Source organism: Prevotella melaninogenica (genome assembly GCF_003609775.1).
Classification (GTDB): Bacteria; Bacteroidota; Bacteroidia; order Bacteroidales; family Bacteroidaceae; genus Prevotella; species Prevotella melaninogenica_A.
Window position 1 is genome coordinate 1,706,779 of sequence record NZ_AP018049.1, and the last position, 24,312, is coordinate 1,731,090.

Here is a 24,312-nt window from a genome sequence, read left to right on the forward strand (position 1 = left end):
CTTAGTACTACTTTCTTCTGCGACTCTTGCTACCACGCTTGCTGCTCTTTCGGTCGTTCTTCCTATTTACAGCATACTCTGCAGCAGTCTGCTTAGCCTTTAATGGGCGACCATCATCAAGTGCGAAGTCAAGCTGTCTACGCTCTAAATCGGCCTTTGCCACCTGAATGCGGATAGGATCACCAAGCTGGTAGACATGATGACGACGACGACCAACAAGACAATAGTTCTTCTCATCGAAGTCGTAATAGTCATCATCGAGGTCGCGCATAGGAATCATACCCTCGCAATGGTTCTCATCTATTTCTGCATAAATACCAAAACTCTGAATTCCAGAGATATGTGCGTCATAGCATTCACCGATATGCTCGCTCATAAACTCAACCATCTTATACTTGATAGAGTCGCGTTCTGCATTCTGTGCAACGAGTTCCATGTCTGAACAATGCTCACAAAGCTCCTCGTAATGGTCCTTATTAGCCGAGCGACCACCATTCTGATAGCGTGTTATCAAGCGATGAACCATCGTGTCGGGATAACGACGAATAGGCGAGGTAAAGTGGGTATAATAGTCGAAAGCAAGTCCGAAGTGACCGATGTTATGCGTAGTATATTTCGCCTTCATCATCGAACGGAGTGCAATCGTCTGTATCACCTTCTCCTCACGAGTGCCCTGTACTTCGTCCATCAGCTTATTCAGCGCACGGGCAGTGGCACCCTTAGTGCTGGCAGACTTGAGTTTATAACCGAACTTGGCTGTAAACTCACGCAAGTTCTCGAACTTCTGTGGGTCAGGATTGTCATGAACTCGATAAGGAAGGGTCTTTGCTTTCTTGCCTTTCTTTGCTATACCGATGCTTTCAGCTACTGTCTTATTAGCCAAGAGCATAAACTCTTCAATCAACTTGTTTGCATCCTTTGAACGCTTAAAGTAACAACGGATTGGTTTACCTTTCTCATCAATATCGAAGTGGAGCTCTTCTGAATCGAACTTCACACTTCCTGCCTTCATACGACGTGCACGAATCTGTTTTGCAAGACGGTCGAGCGTAACGATTTGTTCAGCATTCTCGCCCTTATATCCAGCCTTTCCTGGGTCTGGTGCAGGCTCACCTGTACCATCAACAACGCCATTGTCTTCCAATATCTGCTGTGCCTCTTCATAGGCATAACGACGATTTGACTTGATAACCGTGTGCACAATGCGGTAAGCCTTTACGTTTGCTTCCTCGTCAAGATTGAAGATACAACTGAAAGCAAGCTTCTCTTCGTCTGGACGGAGCGAACAGATAAAGTTACAAAGACGCTCGGGAAGCATCGGGATAGTGCGGTCTACGAGATAAACCGACGTCGCACGCTGTTGCGCTTCACGGTCGATAATATCTCCTTCTTTGACATAATGCGACACATCCGCAATATGTACGCCCACTTCCCACTGTCCGTTTTTCAGCTTTCGGATAGAAAGTGCATCGTCAAAGTCCTTCGCATCACGTGGGTCTATCGTACAAGTCCATACGTCACGGAAGTCTTCACGCTCCGCATAGTCCTGTGCTGTAATCTCAGCACTAATCTTTTCGGCAGCATCCTCGACACGTTTTGGATACTTATATGGCAATCCATACTGTGCAAGGATGGTGTTCATCTCTACATCATTGTCACCGGCTTCACCCAAGACGTCTACCACTTCGCCCACAAGGTTCTTATGGTCGGCATCGGGCCACTTAGTAATCTTCACCAAAGCACGGTCGTCTGTCTTTCCTCCTTTAAGTTTCTTCTTAGGGATAAGGATATCGTGAATATAGAGATTCTCCTGTGTTACAAGGAAGGCAATGTCCTTCTCGACACGCAACCTTCCAACGAAGGTGTCTTTCTTCCGTTGCAGTATCGCGATGACCATTGCCTCTTTGATATGGTTCTGACGGCGTGCCATGAACTGAACTCTCACTTGGTCGCCATTCAAAGCCGCCATAGAATTACGCTCAGAAACAAAGACTGGTGTACCACCATCCTCTGGTAGGAATGTATTCTTACCATTCGCCTTACGGATAAAGGTACCCTCTTGCACCTGTCCCTTGGTATTCAACGTGTAAGCACTCTCTCCAACCTTTGACAGGAAGTCGTCCCACGCCAATTCCTCCATCACATCTATCGCCAACATTTTGGCTGGATGGGTGGTCAGCTTGAGTGCATGAAATATCTGTTTAAAGCTAAATGTCTCGTCGGGTTGTGTCTGAAAGAAACTTATGAGTTTCTCTGCAAGCTGCTTCTTGGTCAATCGCTTGCTGCTTTTCTTTTCTTTCCTCATAGTGGAATTAGTAGTTTGAACTCAAGTAAAGGTTATCCTAAGCAGTCTTAAAAGCCATCGGACATCATTGTCCAGAGGCTTCGGACAAATCGTCCGAAATAGCCGTAGCATCTGTCCGGTAGTCCGAGACAAAACGGTTTGATACTTAGTTGTAATGCTGTTCATTACATACAAAACATCTAAAAACCGAAACTTGAGTTTTGTTATTTTCCACAAAGTAACGAAAAAGTTTGTATCTTTGCAAACGTTTGCAACGAAATTTTTAATGAAAAAGATACTTATAACAGGCGCATCGGGCTTCATTGGCTCCTTTATCGTGGAGGAAGCACTGCGCAGGGGTATGGAAACTTGGGCGGTAGTACGCCGTACTTCCTCACGAGAATACCTCCAAGATGAGCGGATTCATTTCATAGAATTAGACTTCTCATCAGTCGATAAACTAAAAGAACAGCTCTCTGGACATCAGTTTGACTATGTTGTTCATGCCGCTGGTGTGACAAAATGCTTGAATAAGGAGGATTTCTTCCGTGTCAATCGAGATGGTACGCGCAACTTTGTAGAGGCTCTTCAAGTGCTTAATCAGCCTTTGGAGCGTTTTGTTTTCCTATCAAGTCTTAGTATCTTTGGCGCTATCAGAGAGCAACAACCTTATAAGGAGATAGAGCCAACAGATACTCCACAGCCTAACACAGCCTACGGTAAGAGTAAGTTGGAGGCTGAACAGTTGCTGCCTTCGTCCTTCCCATATATCATCTTGCGCCCAACTGGCGTTTATGGACCACGTGAGAAGGATTACTTCCTAATGGCAAAAAGCATCAAGGGGCATAGCGACTTCGCTGTTGGCTACAAACAGCAGGATATCACCTTCGTATATGTTAAGGACGTTGTACAAGCTACCTTCCTCGCACTTGAGCACGGAAAGATAGGCAGTGCCTACTTCCTAAGTGATGGAAAGGTCTACCAGAGTACTACCTTTAGCGACCTTATCCACGAGGAGTTAGGCCGTCCTTGGTGGATTCGCATCACAGCTCCGATATGGGTATTGCGCGTTGTCACTTTCTTTGGTGACCTTATCGGACAAATGACAGGTAAGATTTCTGCTTTAAACAACGACAAATATCAGATTCTAAAGCAGCGTAACTGGCGTTGTAACATCCGCCCTGCGATTGAAGAGTTAGGTTATAAGCCTGAGTACGACCTCAAACGAGGCGTGAAAGAGACAATAGAATGGTATAAAAAAGAAGGCTGGCTGTAATTTAGCTAATTATTATTAGCCTTATTGGCCCAATTAGGCTAATAAGGCTAATAGGCCTAATAAGCCCAATAACAACAAACAATGAAACAATTCATCATAGACTTATTTAAATTAGAAAAGAAGCCCGTAAAGGGACTTATGGCATACGAATGGGTGGTAATGGCATACTTGGCGTTGACACTCATCGTCATCTTCTTTATGTACACCACCATAGACAACCCACAAGCAATGATTTTCGGTCGTCTACGCATCGTTGCCTTGACTGCCGCAATGTGGCTTGTCTATCGCATAGCTCCGTGTAGAGCGACTCGCTTTGCACGTGTTGGCGTACAATTAGGACTACTTGCTTGGTGGTATCCCGATACCTTTGAAATCAATAGACACCTGCCCAACCTCGACCATCTCTTTGCTCAATGGGAGCAAGACCTCTTTGGTTGTCAGCCTGCATTGCTCTTCTCAAAGGCTTTGCCGGGTCCTATCTTTAGCGAGTTGTTCGACATGGGCTATGCTGCCTACTATCCAATGATAGCCGCAACAGCTGTCTATTACTTCGGATGGTACTATAAGGAGTTTAATAGAGCTACTTTTATCATCCTCTCTTCCTTCTTTATTTATTACGTCATCTTCATCTTCGTGCCTGTAACGGGTCCTACCTTCTACTATAAGGCGATTGGTTTACAGAACGTGACAGCGGGTATTTTCCCTAATGTTCACGACTATTTCAACCATCATCAGGACTGTTTACCAAGTCCAGGATATACTGATGGCATCTTTTATCACCTTGTTGAAAGTGCGAAAGAAGCTGGCGAACGTCCTACTGCAGCCTTCCCAAGCTCACACGTTGGTGTCAGCACCATCTGTATGTTGCTCCTTTGGCACGATCGTAACTATAAGCTTTTGGCTATTTTGGTACCCTTCTATCTCCTACTTTGCTGTGCCACAGTTTATATCCAAGCGCATTACCTCATTGATGCCATCGCTGGTTTCATCTCTGCCTGCATCCTTTTTGCCATCCTCTTACGCATATCAAGAAAGATGATAACGAAATAATAAAACATAGCTGTCACGAAATAAAAAGAGCAACAACGAAATAAAAGACGTCAAGCCAATAGCTTTTATCGTATCATACTATTCCTCTATACGATAAGCTATTGGCTTGACGCCTTTTGTTTTCTTCACTTCTATTCTCTCTAAAACATCAAGATATAAGCAGAGAAAGCAAGAATGAATAGCAAAGGACGATAGAAGTATTTCGCTTTTATCGTCCTTTGTTTATGTAAGGGGAGTCTTGAGTAGAAGTAAAATGCTTTTCTTAGATTCGATAATATATTCGAAAACAAGCGTACACACAAACTTTCTAATGCTGACTGCTATTTTTGAAGCAGTTGAAGAGCATAAGACAATTGAGTATCTTTCCCTGATAAGAAGTCATCAACTTTCATTGGTACCAAATAGTTCGGGCTTATCCCTTTCCCTTCTAATGGGAAACCCTTGGAAGAAGTACCTGACGAATGTCCTACAGGAAGTCGATAGAATATTCCGTGTGATGTCTTAAAAAGACAAATAATACCACCAGTATCACCAGCTGAAGATGTACCAACCAACACGGCATCACCACTTTCTTTCATTGTAATGAGAAAAGTCTCAGCTGAAGAACAGGAATAATGACCCATCAAGATGATTACTTTTCCCTTATAGCTGTTAGTAGAAGGAGCTATTGTAGACCCATTCCAAATACGTCGTTTACCTTTTATTAAGTTCTGAGCAATATTATCTCCTATCCAACTGTTACCTCCACCATTCTGACGTACATCAACTATCAAGTATGGGAGTTTGCTTAGATACTTCAAAGCTTTGCTGAATTCAGTGTCAGCATTATCTTGCATGCTTTTTACGTTAATATATCCAACCTTTGAAGAAACCTTTCCCCAAGTTACGTTTTGTTCCTCTGCTTTTGTTGGAACAGACTTAGATTGCAGATGAAGGGTGATAGTTATTGGTCTTCCATGGCGAATAATACCAAGTGTCTTTATTGGACTTGTATAACTACAGAGTATGGTCAAAGCTGATAGCAGATAGTGAGTGGCATCAGTCGAAGCTGAGACATATTTGCTATTATGCATCACCCATTTATTTGTAGGTACACCATCAACAGTTACAATCTCGTCTTTATCTTGCAATCCAGCCTTTATAGCAAAGACTGAAGGACGATTAACAAACACACGATTCCCAATGGCAATGATATTATCTCCTTGTATGAACCAAGGATATAGTATGTTTTCATTATTTGCATGAGTGCATTTCAAGTTGGCAAAGAATTCCATTATAAGTAATGAATAAGCCACTTTCGATTGCATGGTGTCAATTCGTTGAAGGCATATAGCGTGAATCGAATCAAGCTTGATGTGTTTCTTTGCAGTATATGGGTACTTCTCTTTGACCTGTTCGAATATCTCTTCAAAATCATTTTGGAAGTCTTTTGGACTGACAGGAATCTTATCTGCTGTGTACCATTGAACCTCATCCCAGTCTACCTGTCCATGCATTGCATTCCATCTGTTTAGCAAAAATACTAAAGAAATGGATACTATTAATCCAAAGAGAACGATACTTAATATAACAAACTTCTTGCACATAATCATTACGGTTTTAGCTTGTCTTACGACTGCAAATATAGTAATAAATTAGCAATCACACAAACTTGTGTCACACAAGTTTGTGTGACACAAGTTTGTGTGACTATTAACACACTTACTAACAACCGTTTATAAGACATAAGAAAAGGAAAAAGCGACATCAAAAACACCTTGATATCGCTTCTTTTTTATGCTCTTTTTACGTAGAATAAACATGTGGAAAACCTACATTCTACCTGTGTTTATCATACAGAAAGCCCACAACAATGAATTTTATTCATGAACAAAAAGAATTATTTTCACGACAAGAAATATTTTTTTTCATGATAAGAAATATTTATTTTCATGAAAATAATTCGGCGATAGGGCTACATACCAGTGCCAGCACCCATCCCAATACCGTTCATTTGTTGGTCATTCTTCTTCTCTTGGAAGTCATTTGAAATATTACTCTTGTGTGTTTGGAACTGCTTCTTAGTATTTCCAAAATTCCAAGTGATAGTTAATGCCACGTGTTGTGCTGGTATCGTGAAGTTCATGTGATTCTCGAAGTTAGCACCATGGCTGTATTGCTTGATGTGCATCTTGCCTGTCAACGGTACGAAATACATCAAACTAAGGTTGAGTTTGTCCTTGATGAAACTCTTTGAAAGGGTTGACGTGAACATATTAAAGCCTCCGCTATATCCCTGCAATGAACGTTTCTTTGTCAGTCCACCCATAAATATACTCCAATTCAGCTTCCATGGGAAGGTTTGTTGTACGCCTAAGAATGCGCTTGCTTGCCATCCATGATTGTGTTCGTCCAACTGCTCTGAACGAATATCTCCATAGTCAACGCCACCATTGAGCATGATACGTGTCTTAGGGGTGACAGCATAATTCATAAAGGTGCTGAAATTGGTCCAACGACTACGCACGATATTGCCATAGGTAGTATTCAATACGGTTCCGTTCATGAATGAATACTGCTCTATCTGGTTATTAGCAAAAGCTTCACCAAGCGTCATATTCATCATAAACTTCGGTGTAAAGTAATTGAATACTAAACTTACATTGTGGCTCTTCTCAACTGATAGATTCGGATTACCATAACTCAAGACTGTTGGATTGGAACGATCGATATATGGGTTGAGGTAACTAACACCCGGACGGCTGATGCGCATGTTGTAATTCAAGCCTAAGTTGACTCCGCCAGAGATGTTATAACTGAGACTGGCAGAGGGAACAAGACTTCCATAATTCTTCTTAAAGTCGGCACCAGAACCAACAATAAAATTCACCTTCTCCCACGTATGCTCATAACGTAAGCCTGCCTTTGCACCAAACTTACCCATTGTCGCACTGTACTCAGCATACTCTGCCAAGATACTCTGTGTGTTCTTGTAGTCCACACTGTTAGTTGCATTATAGACCTCTGTACTGCCTATGATGTCATAGAACTTAGAATCCGATGTGTTGCGATGAGAGATAAACTTCAAACCAGTACTCAATGTCTGTCCTTTTGCTAATGGAGTCGTAAAGTCAACTTGTACAGTATGCTCCGTTCCACGCATCTTTGCAGCCGAATAAAGGTCTATTAAAGGGATCGACACACCTGCTGGTAAGGCATCATAAATGCGTCGATTGTTGTTTTCTGCAGGTGAGGTTGTAAGGAGATAACTCAATGTCAGACTACTTGTACGTGCCTTATTGAAGAAGCGTTGATAGTCTACACTACCGTTAAACGACGTACTCTTATTCTCCATCGTCATCTCATTTCCATACGTGAAACCTGTTCCATAGGCTCCACCAGAGAAGGTTGTCGTAGGATGGCCATCGTTCTTCATCTTGTGAGAGGTCAATCCAAAGGTAGCACCGATATTACTCATAGAGTCGAGTTCATAGCCTAAGCTGATGTTAGCCATCGTAAAATTGATGTTTGTATTGCCCTTTTGCCAATAAGACATAGCAGACCCATCAGATGAAGTACGGCGCATTTCGGTTTCAGTTCCATTCATCTTGCCTTTCGTTCCCATGACATTGGCACTGTAGGTGAACTTTCCTTGCTGTCCGCTAAAGAAGGTTGTGGTACGAGAACCCCTGTTACTTAAGCTAAGAGCTACACTACCATTATATCCGTTCATCATTGCCTTGCTCTTTCCATCACCAGTGTTCATGATGATATTCAGCACACCACCGACTCCTTCTGCATCATATTTTGCACCGGGGTTTGTGACTACTTCGATTGATTTCACAGCCGAAGCAGGCATTGCTTTGAATATCTGTGAAGGATTGGAAGAGAACATTACGTTAGGTTTTCCGTCCACATAGACCTTGAAGGAACCTTGTCCATTAACAGTAATATTATCCTGTCCGTCCACTGTTACCATCGGAACCTTGCGCAACATATCAAGTACGGTATTGGTCTTGACATCATTATCGCTCTGTACATCATAGGTCATCTTATCGGTTTCCATCTTTACAAGTGGCTTCTGAGCCACAACCTCGATACCCTTCAACTGCTTTGTATCATCTTGTACAAGGAGGTTTCCGAGATCGATAATGCCTCCAGTCTCCGTAAGTTGTACCCTACGCAAAATCTCTTTACGTCCCATCGAAGTAAAGGAGATAAGATAGTTACCTTGTCCCGTTACCTTTTGAGAGAACTTTCCGTCCTCTGCAGTCACCGACATAGCCACTGGTTTGTCGCTTTTCTTGCCTTTATAGACTCTAATAGTGGCGTATGGTTCACCCTCATGGGTCAAAGAATCGAGTAATACACCCGATATCGTTGAGGTCTGACCATGTGCGGTTATGGCAATAGCCATCATACCTAAAGTAACGATTAACCTATTAATTTTCATATTCTCTATGTTTTTACGGCTGAAAAGATGATATAGATGAAATACAAAGTTGTTTCCCATTACAACAAACAACATCAATAAAATCATTATCAATCACCTAACCAGTAGTGATTTACTACCTAATCTATGTGCGCATTATACAATGCAAAACTAACGAAAATAATCTGATAACACAAGTTTAAAAGTGAAAAAAACAACTTAAAATAGGATTCTTTCCTACTCTTTCTATGCTATACAATAACTATACTAACAACGTATTGCATCGTGTTTAACACTCCGCACCATCCGTGCTAACGCCCCGCACCACTCGTGCTAACCCTCCGCACATTATGTGCGGGATATCAACACGAAGATAGAAAAGGGTTATGAAGAATCATTATTGACATGATAAGAGATATAATAAGGCATTAATAACCAATTACATAATGGTAGACATTTACCCAATAATACAAAAGAAAAAATGATTACCAAGCCCCAATAATCTTGTCATCAAGGCTTGATAATCATCTTGGAAAGTATTTTCTTACTTCAAACAAACCAACTGAATGGCAAAACCACCACTCTTAGCCAAGTGCAAGTTAAGTACTGTTTCGTTGTTAACCACCTGCTGCTCAATCGTCATAGAGTATGGATTCTTATCGTATTCAGCATCAGGACCATCCTTATAGATGATAGCCTTGTAACTTGTACCAGGTGAAAGGAAGTCGAGTTTCAACTTGATATCACGTGCATTCTCGTCACTCATACCTCCTACAAACCAGTTCTCACTATCGTGATCCTTACGTGCTGTAACAATATACTTCCCTATCTCCGCCATTGGAACAACTATTCTTTGCCAGTTAGAAGGCATCGCCTCGATGAAAGCGAAGGCTGGTTGGTCCTTGTAGTTTTCGATCTCGTCGGCTGCCATCTGCCATGGAGTATAAATAACAACATACTCAGCCAACTGCTTAGCAAGTGTTGTATGTGGATGCGTATTAGGAAAAACCTTACCTTCAAGATTAAAGATTCCTGGTGTAAAGTCTATCGGTCCAGCCAATTGACGGGTGAAAGGAAGCACACAAAGATGGTAAGGAGGATTGCCACCATTGCCGTCCCAAGCATTCCACTCTTGTCCTCTAACACCCTCACTGGCAATGAGGTTTGGATAAGTACGCTGTAAACCTGTTGGCATAGCAGGCTCATGATTAACCACCATAATGTGATGACGGGCTGCAGCCTCTATCACCTTGCGATAGTGACGTACACCATATTGAGAGTGTTGGTGCTCCTTATCGTCCATTAGATTATTGACATAACCCGTCTTAATAGCCTTGATACCCATCTTCTCATAGAGAGAGAAGGCTTCTTCTAACTGATCTTCGTAGTTCTTTGCAGCACCACCTGTCTCGTTATGAGCAATGAGTGAAACACCTTTTGACAGTGCATACTTCTGCAATCCCTCAAAGTCATAATCAGGATAAGCCTTTGTGAAGTTGAATTTATCACCTTCCTTACCCCAGTCGTTCTCCCATCCATAGTTCCAACCTTCGACCAATACGCCCTTGAAACCATGCTTTGCAGCAAAGTCGATGTAGCGTTTTGTGTTCTCGGTTGTGGCACCATGCTTAGGACCGGGAGCCCACGTTGCTGTCTGCATGTGGTAAGACCACCATACACCGACGTACTTTCCTGTTGTAATCCATGATGTATCCTTAATCTTACAAGGGTCGTTGAGGTTTAACATGACACGGTTTGTAATCAAACCGCCCACCTTATTCTCCACTGACAACATACGCCAAGGACTGACGAAAGGAGCTTTTGCACGCACCAAGTCGCCATTTGACCATGGAACTAACTCAGCCTTCAATCTTACATTACCATCTTTTGTCTCCACAGGCTTAACATTCAGCGAAGCATAATCAGTAAGATTCGCTTCATGAAGCATCATATAAAGGTTTGGTTTTGCCTCGATAGTAACCGGAGTACACACCTTTCCCTTCTTACTAAGATGTTCCTTTGTCCACAGTCCTTCATAGTAAGCTGCATCGTATGGCAATGTCCAAGCCTCTGAATCACCCTTAAAGCAAAATTCTGTAGCCTCATCCGTGATGACAAAGTCCTTCAACTGCTTTTGCTCTGGGAACACATAACGGAAGCCCATACCATCGTCAAAGACACGGAAGACGATATTCAGCTGTCGCTGCAATCCTTTCTTCTGTGCCAACTTCATAGTCAACTCGTTATAATGGTTGCGCACATCGACTTCTTCTCCCCATGGTTGGCGCCACGTTTCGTCCTTTGTAGCTCTTGCAAAAGCCACAACACGAAAGTCACTATCAAGACTTCCATCTTTCAGTTTCATTCCCAAAGCTGAAGGGAGAAGGATTACTTCCCCTCCACGACGTAAGGAATAATAAGGTCGTCCAGCCTTATCAACACCTACTGTCAATGTAAGATTGCCCGAAGGTGAACTCACCGTAGCTTCCTGCTTTGCCATCATTGCCATTGGAAGGAGTGCAAAGCACAGCACTAAAAAGAGATTTTTAAAACGTTCTGTTTTCATTTATTGAGATTTTAATAATATTAATTCTTACCATTAACAGCATCAAGCAAGGCTTTTGCCTCAGCTGTCTTTAACTGTACAAGGGCATTATATGCCTCCTTTATCTTCGCATTATTAGGTTGTGCAACACGTGCTTGATACCAGCGATAGATAAGTTCTAAGTCGGCTTGCTGATAGCTTACGCCAGTGAACTTCTGCAACATGAGGAGGTATTTATACCCATACTCCAAGGTTGGTTCGATAGTAGTTCCCTCGCCATAGTCGTTCCATGTGCTTATTTGCAGATACTTCAGACCTGCCTGTCGGGCTGCATCAAGCTGTCTCTGGAACAACGCTCCGTTCTCAGCACTGTAGGTTTGATAACCTGTACCACCCTCACCTTCTTTGTAATAGTCCCAGAAACCAGGCATAGCACCGCCTACAAAGCACTTATAATCCTTAGCTATAGCATAGTTAGGATTAGGATTTACCCACGTATAAACACCTTGTGCATTGTCTGAATAAGTAGCATTATTAACGCTTCCCATCTTTCCTTCCAGTACAAGGAACATCGGTTTTGTGGTGAGGATAGAGAAACTACGGTACCAATCTTTTGGCGATTCCATCTGAATAGGACCGAAGTCTAATAACAATGGACGACCCTCAACCTTCACATAACTATCATCTTTAAAGAAGTTCTCAGCTAAATAACGTAAGTCCTGACGTACTGTTCCAACCTTATCTGTCACTCCTTCGAGTGTTCTGTCTTCATAAACGACACTCATCTTGAGCCCTGCACGTTTCAAAGCACGGAAGAGTGCTTCGGTATTCGACTTATGTAAGGCAATTGAATTATCACTATTAATACCATACCAGTCGACCATCACACCATCTAATCCAGCATATTTCATCAGCAAACACTGATAATCCAACACAGCCTCATCGCCACTTGCATAAGTACCCGTCTGTGGATAATAGTGTGAAGCTATCTGTCTTTTGCCGTTAGCATCGGTCTTGTTAGGGTCACAGTTCTTCATTGTCCAGTGGTAACCCCACTTTCCTTCGTTCTTAGGGTTGGATGTGGTGGTTTCAAACCAAGGCATATAATGTGCATATACCTGCATGGTATTTGACTTTGTAACAGCAACGGGCACGACTTGCATAGTCTGCTGACTGCCTTCAGTCTTCTTAGGTGCACCCTCATAGCTGTCTGCACAAGACGCAAAAAGCAATCCTGAGACAGCTGCAAATGTAAATACTGATTTCAACTTCATCTTGTCTATTGTTCTCTTAGCTGACCTTCCCATTCTTTAAGTAGGTATAGGTAATTTTTTACTTATTACGTTGCCACCTCGACCCTACTTTCTATTGCTTTGAAGAAGATGCCCTTTCGTTAGCACAAAGATAAACTTTAAATACCATAAAGGTGAACTCTAATAGTATAAAAAGTCATCTTCTCCGAATTATTCTCATGACAGAAAATATTTATTTTCATGAAAAAAAATATTTCTTTTCACGATGAAAAATATTTTTCTTCATGAAAGTAATTTGCCACAGACAGCTTTTCTATAGGAGAAAGTCATGTTATTAACTTGATATTACATGGGTTGTTGCATCATAAAAGGGGCTGTTTTCGTAAGCGTTAGTAGCTTATTCCAAGCTATATAAAGTTTCTCTAATAAAGCCTTTAAAACCCAATGGCAACTGCATGGACCTAAAATCCCTGCCGTACCATTGGGCATCTTTATAACACTAAACCCTTCAAAAATTAACTTTCGTAACCGGGATTCTGCTTTAAGTTAGGGTTCTTGCTCAACTCCTCTTGTGGAATTGGATAGATACCCGTATGCTTGTCGGCAGGATCAGCTGGCTTCTCCCACCACGCTTTGAAGTAAGTTCCGAAACGGATGTTGGTTGTACGGCGCAGATTCTCAAATACAAACTCGTGCTTCCACTCTGTGTCAAGATCGTCGAGGGTGAGCGTTGTGAGGTCGTCAAGGCCTGCACGCTTACGAATCTGATTGATATAAGTGAGTGCTGTTGAGGTGTAACCCAAACGGAAGTTACACTCAGCTTGCATCATCAAAATCTCTGCATAGCGCATTAGTACCCAGTCGTTATCGCGCTCCCAAGAGTCATTAGCACTCCATTCGTACTTGTTCAGACGGGCACCAGCATTCTTTGTAGCATCGGTGAAGTTGTCAATCTCCTCCGTATAGTTCAATGGTGAGCCATCATCCATCAGTACTTCAGAACCATCCTTAGCACTATATTGCTGACCGATGAGCAGACTTTGGCGACGTACATCCTTCGCATCGAATGATGAATAGAGTCCCGGCTGTGCGCAGATACCGTTACCACACCACTGATAAACGCCAGCTGGGTCGAAAGCCAACTTCTGGTTATAGTGGTAAGTCATACTTGCAAGATAGTTACCTACGGTTCCCTGCTTGTGATCGTAAGGTATTGCGAAGATGATTTCAGGAGATTTCTCGTTCTGAATAGCGAAACTTGCCTTATAATTTGCTGTCAGCGAATAGCCTTGAACCTTATTACAAGCATCAAGACAGTCCTGCCAACGAGCCGTACCAGTAAACACCTCGGCATTGAGATAGAGTCGTGCTAAGAGCATATTGGCAACGTTCTGGGTAAAACGACCATAGGTAATGCCAGAAGGCAAGAGTGGAATGATCTCCTTGAGTTCCTTCTCAATGAAGGCAAAGACATCCTTACGCGGAGTATTCGTTGGGAGTTCCTTCTGCGTGAAGTCGGTCACAACAGGTACGTTTCCAAAGCAATCAAGCAGGTTGTAATAGTAGTAAGCACGCAAGCCACGCAACTCTGCCTCCACTTTCTGCTTGTCCTCTGTGGTCAGTCCACTCTGTTCTACCTGATAGATGATGGCATTCACCTTTGAAACACCAGTGAAGTTATATCGCCATACAGAGAGGATACCAGAGTTCTTAGCATCCCAATTGTGACGTTGGAACTGCTGATAGCGACCACCATCATACCAGTCTGTACCACGGGTTGGGATACATGCTTCATCACTTGAGCATTCCTGTGTGAAGAAGACATACTCACAAGTAGGATAACAGATGATACCTGCGCCCTCAGGAGTACCAGAACCATAGCCTCGGAGCGTAGCATAAGCACCTCCAACGATGGTTGCTACCTCAGAAGAAGTCTTTCCATAGTCATCTTGCGACACCTTATCGTAGAGTTGTTCGTTAAGGTCAGTACAGGAAGCCATTGCCAAGAGCAGTCCTACTCCTAACCAAGTCTTCCGTCCAGGAAGGATATTTGATATGCTAATATTCAATCGTTTCATAATAATTATGTTCTTATAATGTTGAATGTTACGGTAAGATTAGAAGCCAATGTTGACACCCAATGAGAAAGTGCGTGGTCGTGGGTAACTATTAAAGAAGTCAATACCTGGTGAGTTCAGTACGTTATCTGGTACACTTACTTCTGGATCGATACCCTTATAGCCTGTAATACAGAAGAGGTTTTCGCCTGTCACATAGAAACGTAGACGACTAAGACCCATCTTCTTCACTGCATTCAGCGGAACAGAATAACCCAAAGTGATAGACTGTAGACGGAAGAAATCACCATTCTCTATGAAGTAATCAGAGAAAGTTGGATTATCAGTAATACCGCTCTTCATGAAGTCGTCGAGGGTGTTCTGTGATGGGAAGCGTGTTGGATCATACATCACCATGCGGCTAACATTCAGTACCTTCTGTCCAAACATACCGTAAGCAGCTATGCTTGCATCGAAGTCACGCCATATTGCATTGAGTGAAAGACCAAGGTTCCACTTAGGCATTGCTGAGCCTAAATAGCCTTCCTTCACCTTTCCATTCTCGTCTTTCTCAAGCATATACTTGCCATCTTCTGATATTCCTGTGCAATGAGGACCCCAGAAGGCACCTGCTGGAAAGCCCTCTTTGATAACCTGTGCGTAGGTGTTTGACATACCACGAACACTGTGCAATGGGCCTGCTTGAAGTCCTACTGCCTGATACTGGTCGTTAGAAAGCTTCGTAATCTCCTGATGGTTGTAGGCAAGAGAGAGGTTAGCATCAAGTGTCCAATCCTTCGTGCGGACTGCTTTATAACCCAAAGTAAGCTCAAATCCCTTATTTACTAAGTCACCAACATTCGCCAACATCGTACCCACAAGGTATGGAGGTTGTGGCACTGGGTAAGTCCAAAGGAGGTCGGAAGTCTTCTTATAGTAAAGTTCTAACGTACCATTCAATCTATTGTATAGAGAGAAGTCAAGGCCAAGGTTCCACTGTGCTGTTGACTCCCATTTAAGGTCAGGATTAGGGTTTTGAATCTGTGTATAGGAGTTTTTCCATGTTCCCGTAGTCCCATCGTAGTAGGCTGAACCTGCTGCAGAGAGGATAGAAAGCGACTTATATTCGCCAATACCATTTTGATTACCTGTCACACCGAAGCCTGCACGAAGCTTTAAGTTGTCGAGCCACTCACGTGTTGAAGTCATGAAAGGCTCTTCAGAGATACGCCAAGCCAAAGAAAGAGAAGGGAATACACCCCACTTATGGTGCTGACCGAAGCGAGAAGAACCATCATTACGAAGTGTAGCAGTAAGCATATAGCGGTCCATCAGGCTGTAGTTCACACGACCAAAGAACGAAATGAGTTTTGATTCACCCTTATAAGAACCCACATCTCCCTGTCTGTGATCTGTTCCTGCACCTAAGTTGTTATATCCAAAAGCATCAGAATCAAAGCCAGAGCGGGTAGAACTGAAGCCTTCATAGGTGTTATTGAGGTAAGAATAACCACCCATAAGATTCAAATGGTGGATGTCTGCGAACTTTTTATCGTATGTTAAGTAAAGCTCTAACTGCTTGTTTGTATAGTCATCATAGATTCTTTGACCCCATCCATGCTCACTCTGTCCCTCCATTCGAGCGTAAGTAGGCTTGTATAAGCCCGACTTAACAGAGTTGAATTCATAGGATGTATTGACCGTAGCTACCAATCCTTCGAGAAGAGAAAGCTCTGCCTTCAAGTAGCCTAAGAAGCGATGACGCTTGCGATCTTCGGTTCTGTTGTTGTTTAACTCTACTGGATTCTCTGTGTTAGTACCATTGAATTGAGCATAGCTACCGTCTTGATTATAGACAGGGAAGGTTGGTTGAAGGTTAGTCATGCGTTCAAAGATACGGTTGTCGACTGGATGCCAACTGTCAAAGTTGGTATTGATACCCTCATCCAAGCGTAAACGCCCGTTCATTCCAGTCTGATAAGCAGAGAGAGAACCTGCAAGTCGGTTCATAGTATTGTTCTTAATAACACCTTCATTGTTGTTATAAGTGAAGCTGGCACGATATCCATGCTTCTTCTTTGACGATGAGAAGTTAACATTATGCCCATGAGAGATAGCCGTACGCATAAGTTCTTTCTGCCAGTCGGTGCTTGCTCCGAAGTCTAAAGCATTCATATTGCCTGTTGAACGAACGTAACTACGCCACTGATTTGCCGATAGTAAGTCGAGCATCTTGGCTGCAGAAGCTAAGGCAACATAGCCATTATACTGAACAGTATTTACCTCAGTGTCAGAGCCTTGACGATTGGTAGTAATGATGATAACACCATTTGCACCACGAGAACCATAGATAGCCGCAGCAGAGGCATCCTTGAGAATATCCATGCTGACAATCTCTGAAGGCTGAACAGAGTTGATATCAACACCCGGAATACCGTCTACAACAACCAAAGGACCATTACTTGCCGACAAAGATGTACCACCACGAAGACGAATAGAAGCACCCGACTCGACAGCTCCAGAGCTTTGTACGATAGAAAGACCAGCTACCTTACCTTGCAACAACTGCTCAGTAGAGGTGATAACACCTTGTTTCATATCCTTCGAACTGACTGAGGCAATAGCACCCGTAAGGTCACTCTTGCGCATCTTACCATAGCCAATGCCCACAATAGTAACCTCATCAAGCGTCTTGGCATCCTCTTCCATCACTATTTTCAAGCCTTTTCCTGCCTGCACCTTACGACTTGTATAACCCACATAGGTGATTTCGAGCATATCACCTTGCCGACACTGAATACTGAAATTACCATCAATATCAGTGATAGCACCCACCTTACCGCCTACAACACTCACCGAAGCGCCAATAAGTGGTTCATGACCGCTATCGGATACCGTACCAGTAGCAGTAAAATCCTGCGCTGATACCTGACTACAGAACATCATCAACGCAAAGAGGATGAGTCCTGATAGTTTATTTTTTATTGTTAGTTTCATAGAATTTAATGCTTTTATGGATTGAATAAGATAAGGGGTAAATCTCTCCCCTTCCGTTATTAATCAGCCACAACGAGCGGTATTGTTGATGTAACAACCGTCTTATCATGCTGATCCTTTACTGTTACCTTCAGTTCAGAAGCCTCTACTCCCTGCAACTCCTTGTTTAAGTCGAGTGTTGCCTCACGCTTATCACGCACGCCAGGCATAGTACCAGTAATCGTCTTTGTGCCTGCAACGATTGTATATTTCAAGTCACCAGCCGTACGCTCATTGTATTCACGTGTCAAGGTAAGGATATCCTTACTGCTTAGACGTGTTGGGAAATAAGAGAAAACAGGGTCTGGATAAGGAGTAGCCGTACCTGCCTTCTGCTTTTGATCACCACTATTCACGCCCCATTGGTTAGCTCCAGCAGCATCCTTAATAACCTTTATGATAAGATAAGTCATATTTTCAAGCTGAAAAGCTGCCTTTTCATCGGGATCAGCAAGGATAGTTGGCTTATCTGCCTGACCCGCATCTTGTGGGTTATAAGCGTAGTATTCACTTGGAACACCTACATTCCAAACATACAAACCATTAGAAAGTTTCTTCAAACCTGTCTTTGCTAACACCGCAGGACGCCATACATCCAAGGTCTGTTGTACGGTCCAATCGTTCAAACCTGAGTGTGCAGCAAACTCTACGAAGTCGGCATCTTTTGCCAATTCTGTCAGTGTCTTCTCACCTAATTTATATACATCAGGATTGAAAACTACCGTCAATGGCTCGTCTAAGGTGAACTTATCGGTGAAACCCTTATCTTTCTTACCACTGAAGAAACGGATTCCATCACCCGACTTCTTAAACTCCTTAAACTCAGAACGGCTGTCAGGAGCTGCGAAAACACCCGACCACATACTACCATCCTTCGTCTTCAGACGTTGCCAAAAGCCTGGCCAAGCATCGTCCTCAAACTTTGATACATCGCTGTTAAAATACTGTGTCGGTACCATTGTCTTCTTATAGATGTTGTTACCAACGTATTCCAACTTTGCAAAGTCAGACGAATTGCCACCATGACCAGCATCTGGCTCAGTTGGTTGCCATGCCCATAGATAGAGGTCGACACCCTCCTGAAAACCGACATCGGTCAAATCATAATAGAAAGTAACCTCTTCATCAGCCGTGAAGACAGCAGGAACTGTCCAGCATTTTGGTGCCTTCGGTAGTTCTACACCATCAGCAAACAATGCCAAGGGGAACAAGCACATCAATGCAAATAATATCTTCTTCATATTGATTCTGTTATTTTAGGGGAGTTAGGAAGTAATAACATAAGATTGTAACTTATAGAAAAGTCCTTGAAAAGGAAAACTTTAAAGCCTTGATAAGCCCAAGAGAATAAGTTCTGATAACTTCCAAACTCCAAATTTACTTTACTGCCTGCGTCAGATTATAAGTGTAAGAAACAAAAGGCTGGCCGTTTGTCTTGCGTGTCAAACGATATTCTAACGTCTTCGTATTACCCGGCACTGCCGTTACAGTGAGTGCTGTCTCGGCCTTTCCGTCATTGAGAAGGAGTCGACTTGGCGTGTTATCACTCTTTGTGAAATTGTAATCCATCTTCCATGTGCCACTTGTTGGCAACAAAAGTGGTGCACTTCCTTCTATCGTGAAGGTCGAAGGATTACCAGCTTCATCTTGGTTTAGATTGATGACAAACGTACTAAAATCGAGTAGGTCTGTCAATGTCTTTGTACGGGCATTCGCCTCATCAGTTTGCAGAACAGAGTTAACAACCCACTTACCGCCAATCTTTTCGCTCAGCGTTATCGGTGCTGTGAAACTTCCGTCATCAACTGTAGAACATCCCGTGAACGCCATTGCCGTAGAAAAGAGTAGCCCAATAGCGAACAAATTATCTCTGATTGTTCTCATAGTGAATCTTGTTTTTAGTTATTGAATTTTTACTTTTGTTGATTATTTCTTTATTGGCAAAGTTAGTTATCATTATTCATTAAGTAAAGAAAACTGATAATTGTATAAACGTAAATTAGCTATATTGAATCATAAATAACTGATAATCAAACTATCTCTATTATCGTATAGAGCAAATAATATAACTTGAATATTACCTTTTTAGCCCTTTCTTAGCCTCAAAACAACAAACTTTCAGCTAAAAGAAATGCAATTATTAACATTTAACTCAAGGCTTTCATTAGATCACAAAAATATAGTTTTTATTACTATGGTATTCATTTTAATACTTCAAACCTTACAGACAAGGTATAGAAAAATCATTACATAATTTCAAATAAAACCTCTATAAATAAGGACAAAAACACACATAATGAGTAGGTTTGTAACCAACAGGAAATCAGTTGGTTATAAAGTAGTATAAGAAAAGGTGCTTAATTGGACTTCAAAAGGGCGTTAGTTAGACCTCAAAAGGGCATCTTTTGCAAGTCAATTAGGCGTCTTTTAAAAGCCAAAAGAGCATGTATTAGTTTTGAACTACGTAAAAATAGTTTACAAATACCAACTAATAAGGGAATAAATAGTTTGTAGAAGAAAAATAAATATGCTAATGGATAGACCTAATTATTTATTTTACTTATGTGCATTATAGCTTTAAACTAATCCCACTTTGAAAGACCATCTGATTTGAGATATTAATACCATACAAGTGTATAAGCCTTTATTCTATTTACAATCCATGTACTTAGCAGAATAGAGAACAAAAAGATAGAGCCTGTCTCACGACAAGCTCTATCTTCTTTAATTAACTTATAAAATGCGTCTAATTAAATCTATATTACTTAAATTACCCAAATAACAAATATATATACCAAATATCATTCTGAAGTTTGCACTCCGTTAAACTAAACCTAACTTTAATTCATTAATCTAATAGGTCTATATTCCACTGAACAAAAACCAAACAATTCTTATTGTATTAGGTAAAAATACCAAGCGTTTATTATCATTTCTGATAGCGAAATTACTGAAAATAATGCTGATGTCAACTATTTTTAAGGCTTGTCATTTATAAATATAAAGAAAATAGAGCTATATAAGTACCCATATATAACATAATAAACTAATTATCAATACCTTGTATTTAAAGGTCATCACCCTATAATATAACCTTGTTATTCAATGGAAATATGGCAGTATATGCCCTATTTACTCTTTCTAAGACGCAGACTTTATTTGTATTAAACTCAATTAATATACTTATAATTAACTGATAATCAAGATAATAATATTTACATGCACTTGAAAGATTTGTAATTGGCTTTTTTAACTTTACATTATAGCATGAAAACCCTATTTTTGTCATCATAAAGTATAATCTCAAAAACTCCTTTTATAAAAACTAAATCAAGTAATATGATGAAGAAAAAGTTATTTATTGCTCTGACACTTCTATTGTCTTGTACGATGGTGTCAAAGGCATCTTACGCTGATGACTGGAATATCCCATCAGCTGATGCTAAGGGACGAGTGGGTGCTTTGATGCCTTACACACGTTATGACTCTGAAACAGCAAGGCTTGGAGGAGGTGCCACCTTGAAGACCTCTCCTACTTGGGACCGTAAGAACATAGCTTCACAGGCTTCTCGACAGTCTTATGTTGACCTTCCTTCTAATGGTTCCTACGCCGAGTGGACCATGAAGGGAGATGCTAATGGTGTGACATTGCGCTTTACAATGCCTGATTCTCCTGACGGAATGGGATTGAATGGTTCGTTGGATGTCTATGTAAATGACAAGAAGGTGCAGACGGTTAATCTGACGTCTTATTATATGTATCAGTACTTTTCTGGTGGTAATCCAGCTGATAAAGATGATGGTGGACCAGCTTGTTTTGCCTTTGATGAGACCCACTTCCTTCTTAATAAGACACTTCGAGCAGGCGATAGAATCCGCATTCAGAGTTCTGGTGCCAATGGTTATAAATATGGAGTAGACTTCATTGAGACCGAGATTGTGCCAGAAGAGATTGAATGCCCTGCTGGTGCGGTGAGTGTTACAGATGCTAAATATCGCAAGTATGTCAAAGGGAATGATTATCTAAAGGCTTTTGAGGAAGCTTTAAAGGATGCTGACGCAGGCTCAAAGATTCTTTATATTCCTGCTGGAACATTTGAGTTGAGCGGTATCTGGTACATCTTTGCATCCGATGTAAAGATTACTGGTGCTGGTATGTGGTACACCAACCTTAAGTTTACGAATCCGAATCGTTTCGGAGGTGGTATCTCTGGCGGTAATGGATCACACGGACCAGATGGCTACTGCAACAATGTTGAAATCTGTAACCTCTATTTGAACTCTAATTTGAGAAGTCGTCATAACCAGCAAGCAGTGTATAAATGCTTCATGGATGTCTTCAAGGGCGGAAGTGTTATCCATCATGTATGGGAAGATCACTTTGAGTGTGGCTTCTGGATAGGCGATTACAATGGTAAAGTAGATTATAGCAATGGTGTTAAGATTATCAGCTGTCGTATCCGTAATAACTTCGCTGACGGTGTGAACTTCTGCCAAGGAACATCTAATGCAACAGTTTATAATTGTAGTGTTCGTAACAACGGAGATGATGGTTTGGCAATGTGGAACGATGAAACAATGGGTGCTATGGACGAAAAGAACAACACCTTCGCTTACAATACCATTGAACTCATCTGGCGTGCAGGCGGTATTGCCATCTATGGTGGTGATGGTCATAAGATTTATAATAACTATATTGCTGATATGTTCATGGCTGCGGGTATTCATCTGAATGATGTATTCCCTGGTCCAAAATATAAGAATACACAGAAGATTAGCTTTGATAACAATATTCTTGTGCGCTGTGGAACCAACGATGACAGCTGGCATGAGGACTTAGCTGCCATTGATATCAAAGGTGGTGTACGCAATGTAGTCTTCAATAATACGAAGATTTATGACTCTCCTTTCGATGCTATCCGTGTTATGTCAGGCCCAACAGGCATTGAATTTAAGAACACAGAGATTCTTGGTGCTTCTCTTGCAGGACAGACAACCAAGTATTCTACATGGGAACACTCTACTGGTGCGATTCGTTTAGACGTCGATGGCGTGAAGTTTAGCAATGGTATTAAGATTGCAAACGTCAGTGAGGATAAGATTAAAAACAACCAGACATGGCCTGTATGGACAGATAATAACAAGAGCCGTGCGGCTGCTATCGGTTATGAATACCTGAGTGACGCTACGTATAAAGTACCAGATTTCCCCGAAGCAGACACAAGTCAGCAAGGAGGTATCGTCAATCCATTGGAAGGTATCAAAGGGTATGACATTGCTTTACAAGGTTTACGATGGGAGAATGCCGAAGGTAATACTTCACTGAAGGAAGGAGACGATGTTATCTTTAAGTTTGCTCTTAAGAACATAAGTAATATTGACATTCCTGCTGGTGTAAATATCAGTGTGAAGATAACCGTTGATGGCGAGCAAAGTTTCGTCACCGCAAGCTATAAGAATGGACTGAAAGCAAAGCAGACCATCATCCTTACAACTCAATCAGCATGGAAAGCAACAGCTGGAGGACACACTGTAAAGGCTGAAGCTGACTATCGTAATAAACTTACTGATGAGTTAACAAGAGATAATAACAGTCGTGAGAAGAAGTTTAATGTGACTGAAAAGGATAACAACGAAGACTATACTCCTGTTACGGGAGGCTATGACCTCGTTGTTACAAAGGTTGCTTTTGACAAAAAAACTATCAATGCAGGCGATGAAGTACGCTTCACAGCAACGATTGTTAATGCAGGTGATAAAGACGTACCAGCAGGTACAAAGCTCGGTGTACAGTTCCAGATAGATGGCAATACTAACGTTATCACATGGAACGACAAGCACTATGGCGGTTTGAAGTCACATCAGAAGATTACACTTTCAGCAACTGGTGGTACGAATGGAAAGAATACTTGGACTGCAATAAATGGTATTCATACGCTCACCGCATGGGTAAATGACACACACGATTATAGAGATGAGGTGAATGGAAGTGACGATGCCAACAAGAAGAGTATTGAATTAAAGATTCCATTAGGTGCTATCAAATATTTTTCTGAGGCTGAAATCAATTCACCTGACGACTTGAATAACCTTAATCAAACCAATCGTATCGAGGGTTTGACAGGTAAGACAGTTGTGGATGAAGCCTACTATGACCTACAAGGAAATAAGATTACAACATCCAAGGAGAGTCTGAAACCAGGTCTTTATATCCATAAGGGAAAGAAAATCATCGTAAGATAATATCCAAGCTGCCTATGGGGAAGTATCTAATACATATTTTCCCATAGGACAAATAATGTATCGGCTGGACAGAAGTTCCAGTCGATATTTTTTGTAGTTATTAATAAAAGATTTATTTTTGCATCTAGATTAGATGATTAAAAATATCTGATAATCA

At 41.7% G+C, this 24,312-nt stretch carries 12 protein-coding genes; 3 read left to right on the forward strand and 9 right to left on the reverse strand.

Annotated elements, in window-relative coordinates:
* Positions 1-7: 7 nt before the first annotated feature.
* Complete coding sequence (gene rnr / locus PMEL_RS06930) at positions 8-2,305, reverse strand: ribonuclease R (protein WP_120174564.1); 2,298 nt, start codon at positions 2,303-2,305, stop codon at positions 8-10.
* A gap of 265 nt (positions 2,306-2,570) precedes the next feature.
* Here rnr and PMEL_RS06935 point away from each other — a divergent pair, with 265 nt between their 5' ends.
* Entirely contained in the window at positions 2,571-3,560 is a 990-nt protein-coding gene (locus PMEL_RS06935) for an NAD-dependent epimerase/dehydratase family protein (RefSeq protein ID WP_120174565.1), read from the forward strand.
* A gap of 81 nt (positions 3,561-3,641) precedes the next feature.
* On the forward strand, positions 3,642-4,610 hold the full coding sequence (locus tag PMEL_RS06940; RefSeq protein WP_120174566.1) for a phosphatase PAP2 family protein: 969 nt from the start codon (positions 3,642-3,644) through the stop codon (positions 4,608-4,610).
* Between the two features lie 320 nt (positions 4,611-4,930).
* On the opposite strand, the gene PMEL_RS06945 is transcribed toward PMEL_RS06940, so the two are convergent.
* From PMEL_RS06945 to PMEL_RS06980, 8 genes are all read right to left on the reverse strand, one after another.
* Entirely contained in the window at positions 4,931-6,196 is a 1,266-nt protein-coding gene (locus PMEL_RS06945) for a S41 family peptidase (RefSeq protein WP_231999377.1), read from the reverse strand.
* Positions 6,197-6,564: 368 nt separating this feature from the next.
* A complete protein-coding gene (locus tag PMEL_RS06950) occupies positions 6,565-9,042 on the reverse strand; it encodes a TonB-dependent receptor domain-containing protein (RefSeq protein WP_120174568.1) in 2,478 nt (825 codons plus the stop codon).
* Between the two features lie 523 nt (positions 9,043-9,565).
* Positions 9,566-11,587 (reverse strand): glycoside hydrolase family 97 protein, encoded by a 2,022-nt coding sequence (locus PMEL_RS06955; protein WP_120174569.1) that lies wholly within the window; start codon positions 11,585-11,587, stop codon positions 9,566-9,568.
* Between the two features lie 20 nt (positions 11,588-11,607).
* The gene (locus tag PMEL_RS06960; protein WP_120174667.1) at positions 11,608-12,840 is read right to left on the reverse strand and encodes a glycoside hydrolase family 71/99-like protein; all 1,233 of its coding nucleotides are present in this window, start codon (positions 12,838-12,840) and stop codon (positions 11,608-11,610) included.
* A 494-nt stretch (positions 12,841-13,334) separates the two neighbouring features.
* Positions 13,335-14,897 (reverse strand): RagB/SusD family nutrient uptake outer membrane protein, encoded by a 1,563-nt coding sequence (locus tag PMEL_RS06965; RefSeq protein WP_120174570.1) that lies wholly within the window; start codon positions 14,895-14,897, stop codon positions 13,335-13,337.
* A gap of 39 nt (positions 14,898-14,936) precedes the next feature.
* Positions 14,937-17,873, reverse strand: coding sequence for a SusC/RagA family TonB-linked outer membrane protein (locus PMEL_RS06970; protein ID WP_120174571.1), 2,937 nt, complete (start codon positions 17,871-17,873; stop codon positions 14,937-14,939).
* Positions 17,874-17,932: 59 nt separating this feature from the next.
* Entirely contained in the window at positions 17,933-19,153 is a 1,221-nt protein-coding gene (locus PMEL_RS06975) for a hypothetical protein (RefSeq protein ID WP_120174572.1), read from the reverse strand.
* Positions 19,154-19,289: 136 nt separating this feature from the next.
* The gene (locus PMEL_RS06980) at positions 19,290-19,796 is read right to left on the reverse strand and encodes a DUF5004 domain-containing protein (RefSeq protein ID WP_120174573.1); all 507 of its coding nucleotides are present in this window, start codon (positions 19,794-19,796) and stop codon (positions 19,290-19,292) included.
* 1,455 nt (positions 19,797-21,251) lie between these two features.
* Between PMEL_RS06980 and PMEL_RS06985 the strand changes: the two genes are divergently transcribed.
* Positions 21,252-24,155: a right-handed parallel beta-helix repeat-containing protein gene (locus tag PMEL_RS06985; RefSeq protein ID WP_120174574.1), complete on the forward strand. Its 2,904-nt coding sequence runs from the start codon at positions 21,252-21,254 to the stop codon at positions 24,153-24,155.
* Positions 24,156-24,312: the final 157 nt, after the last annotated feature.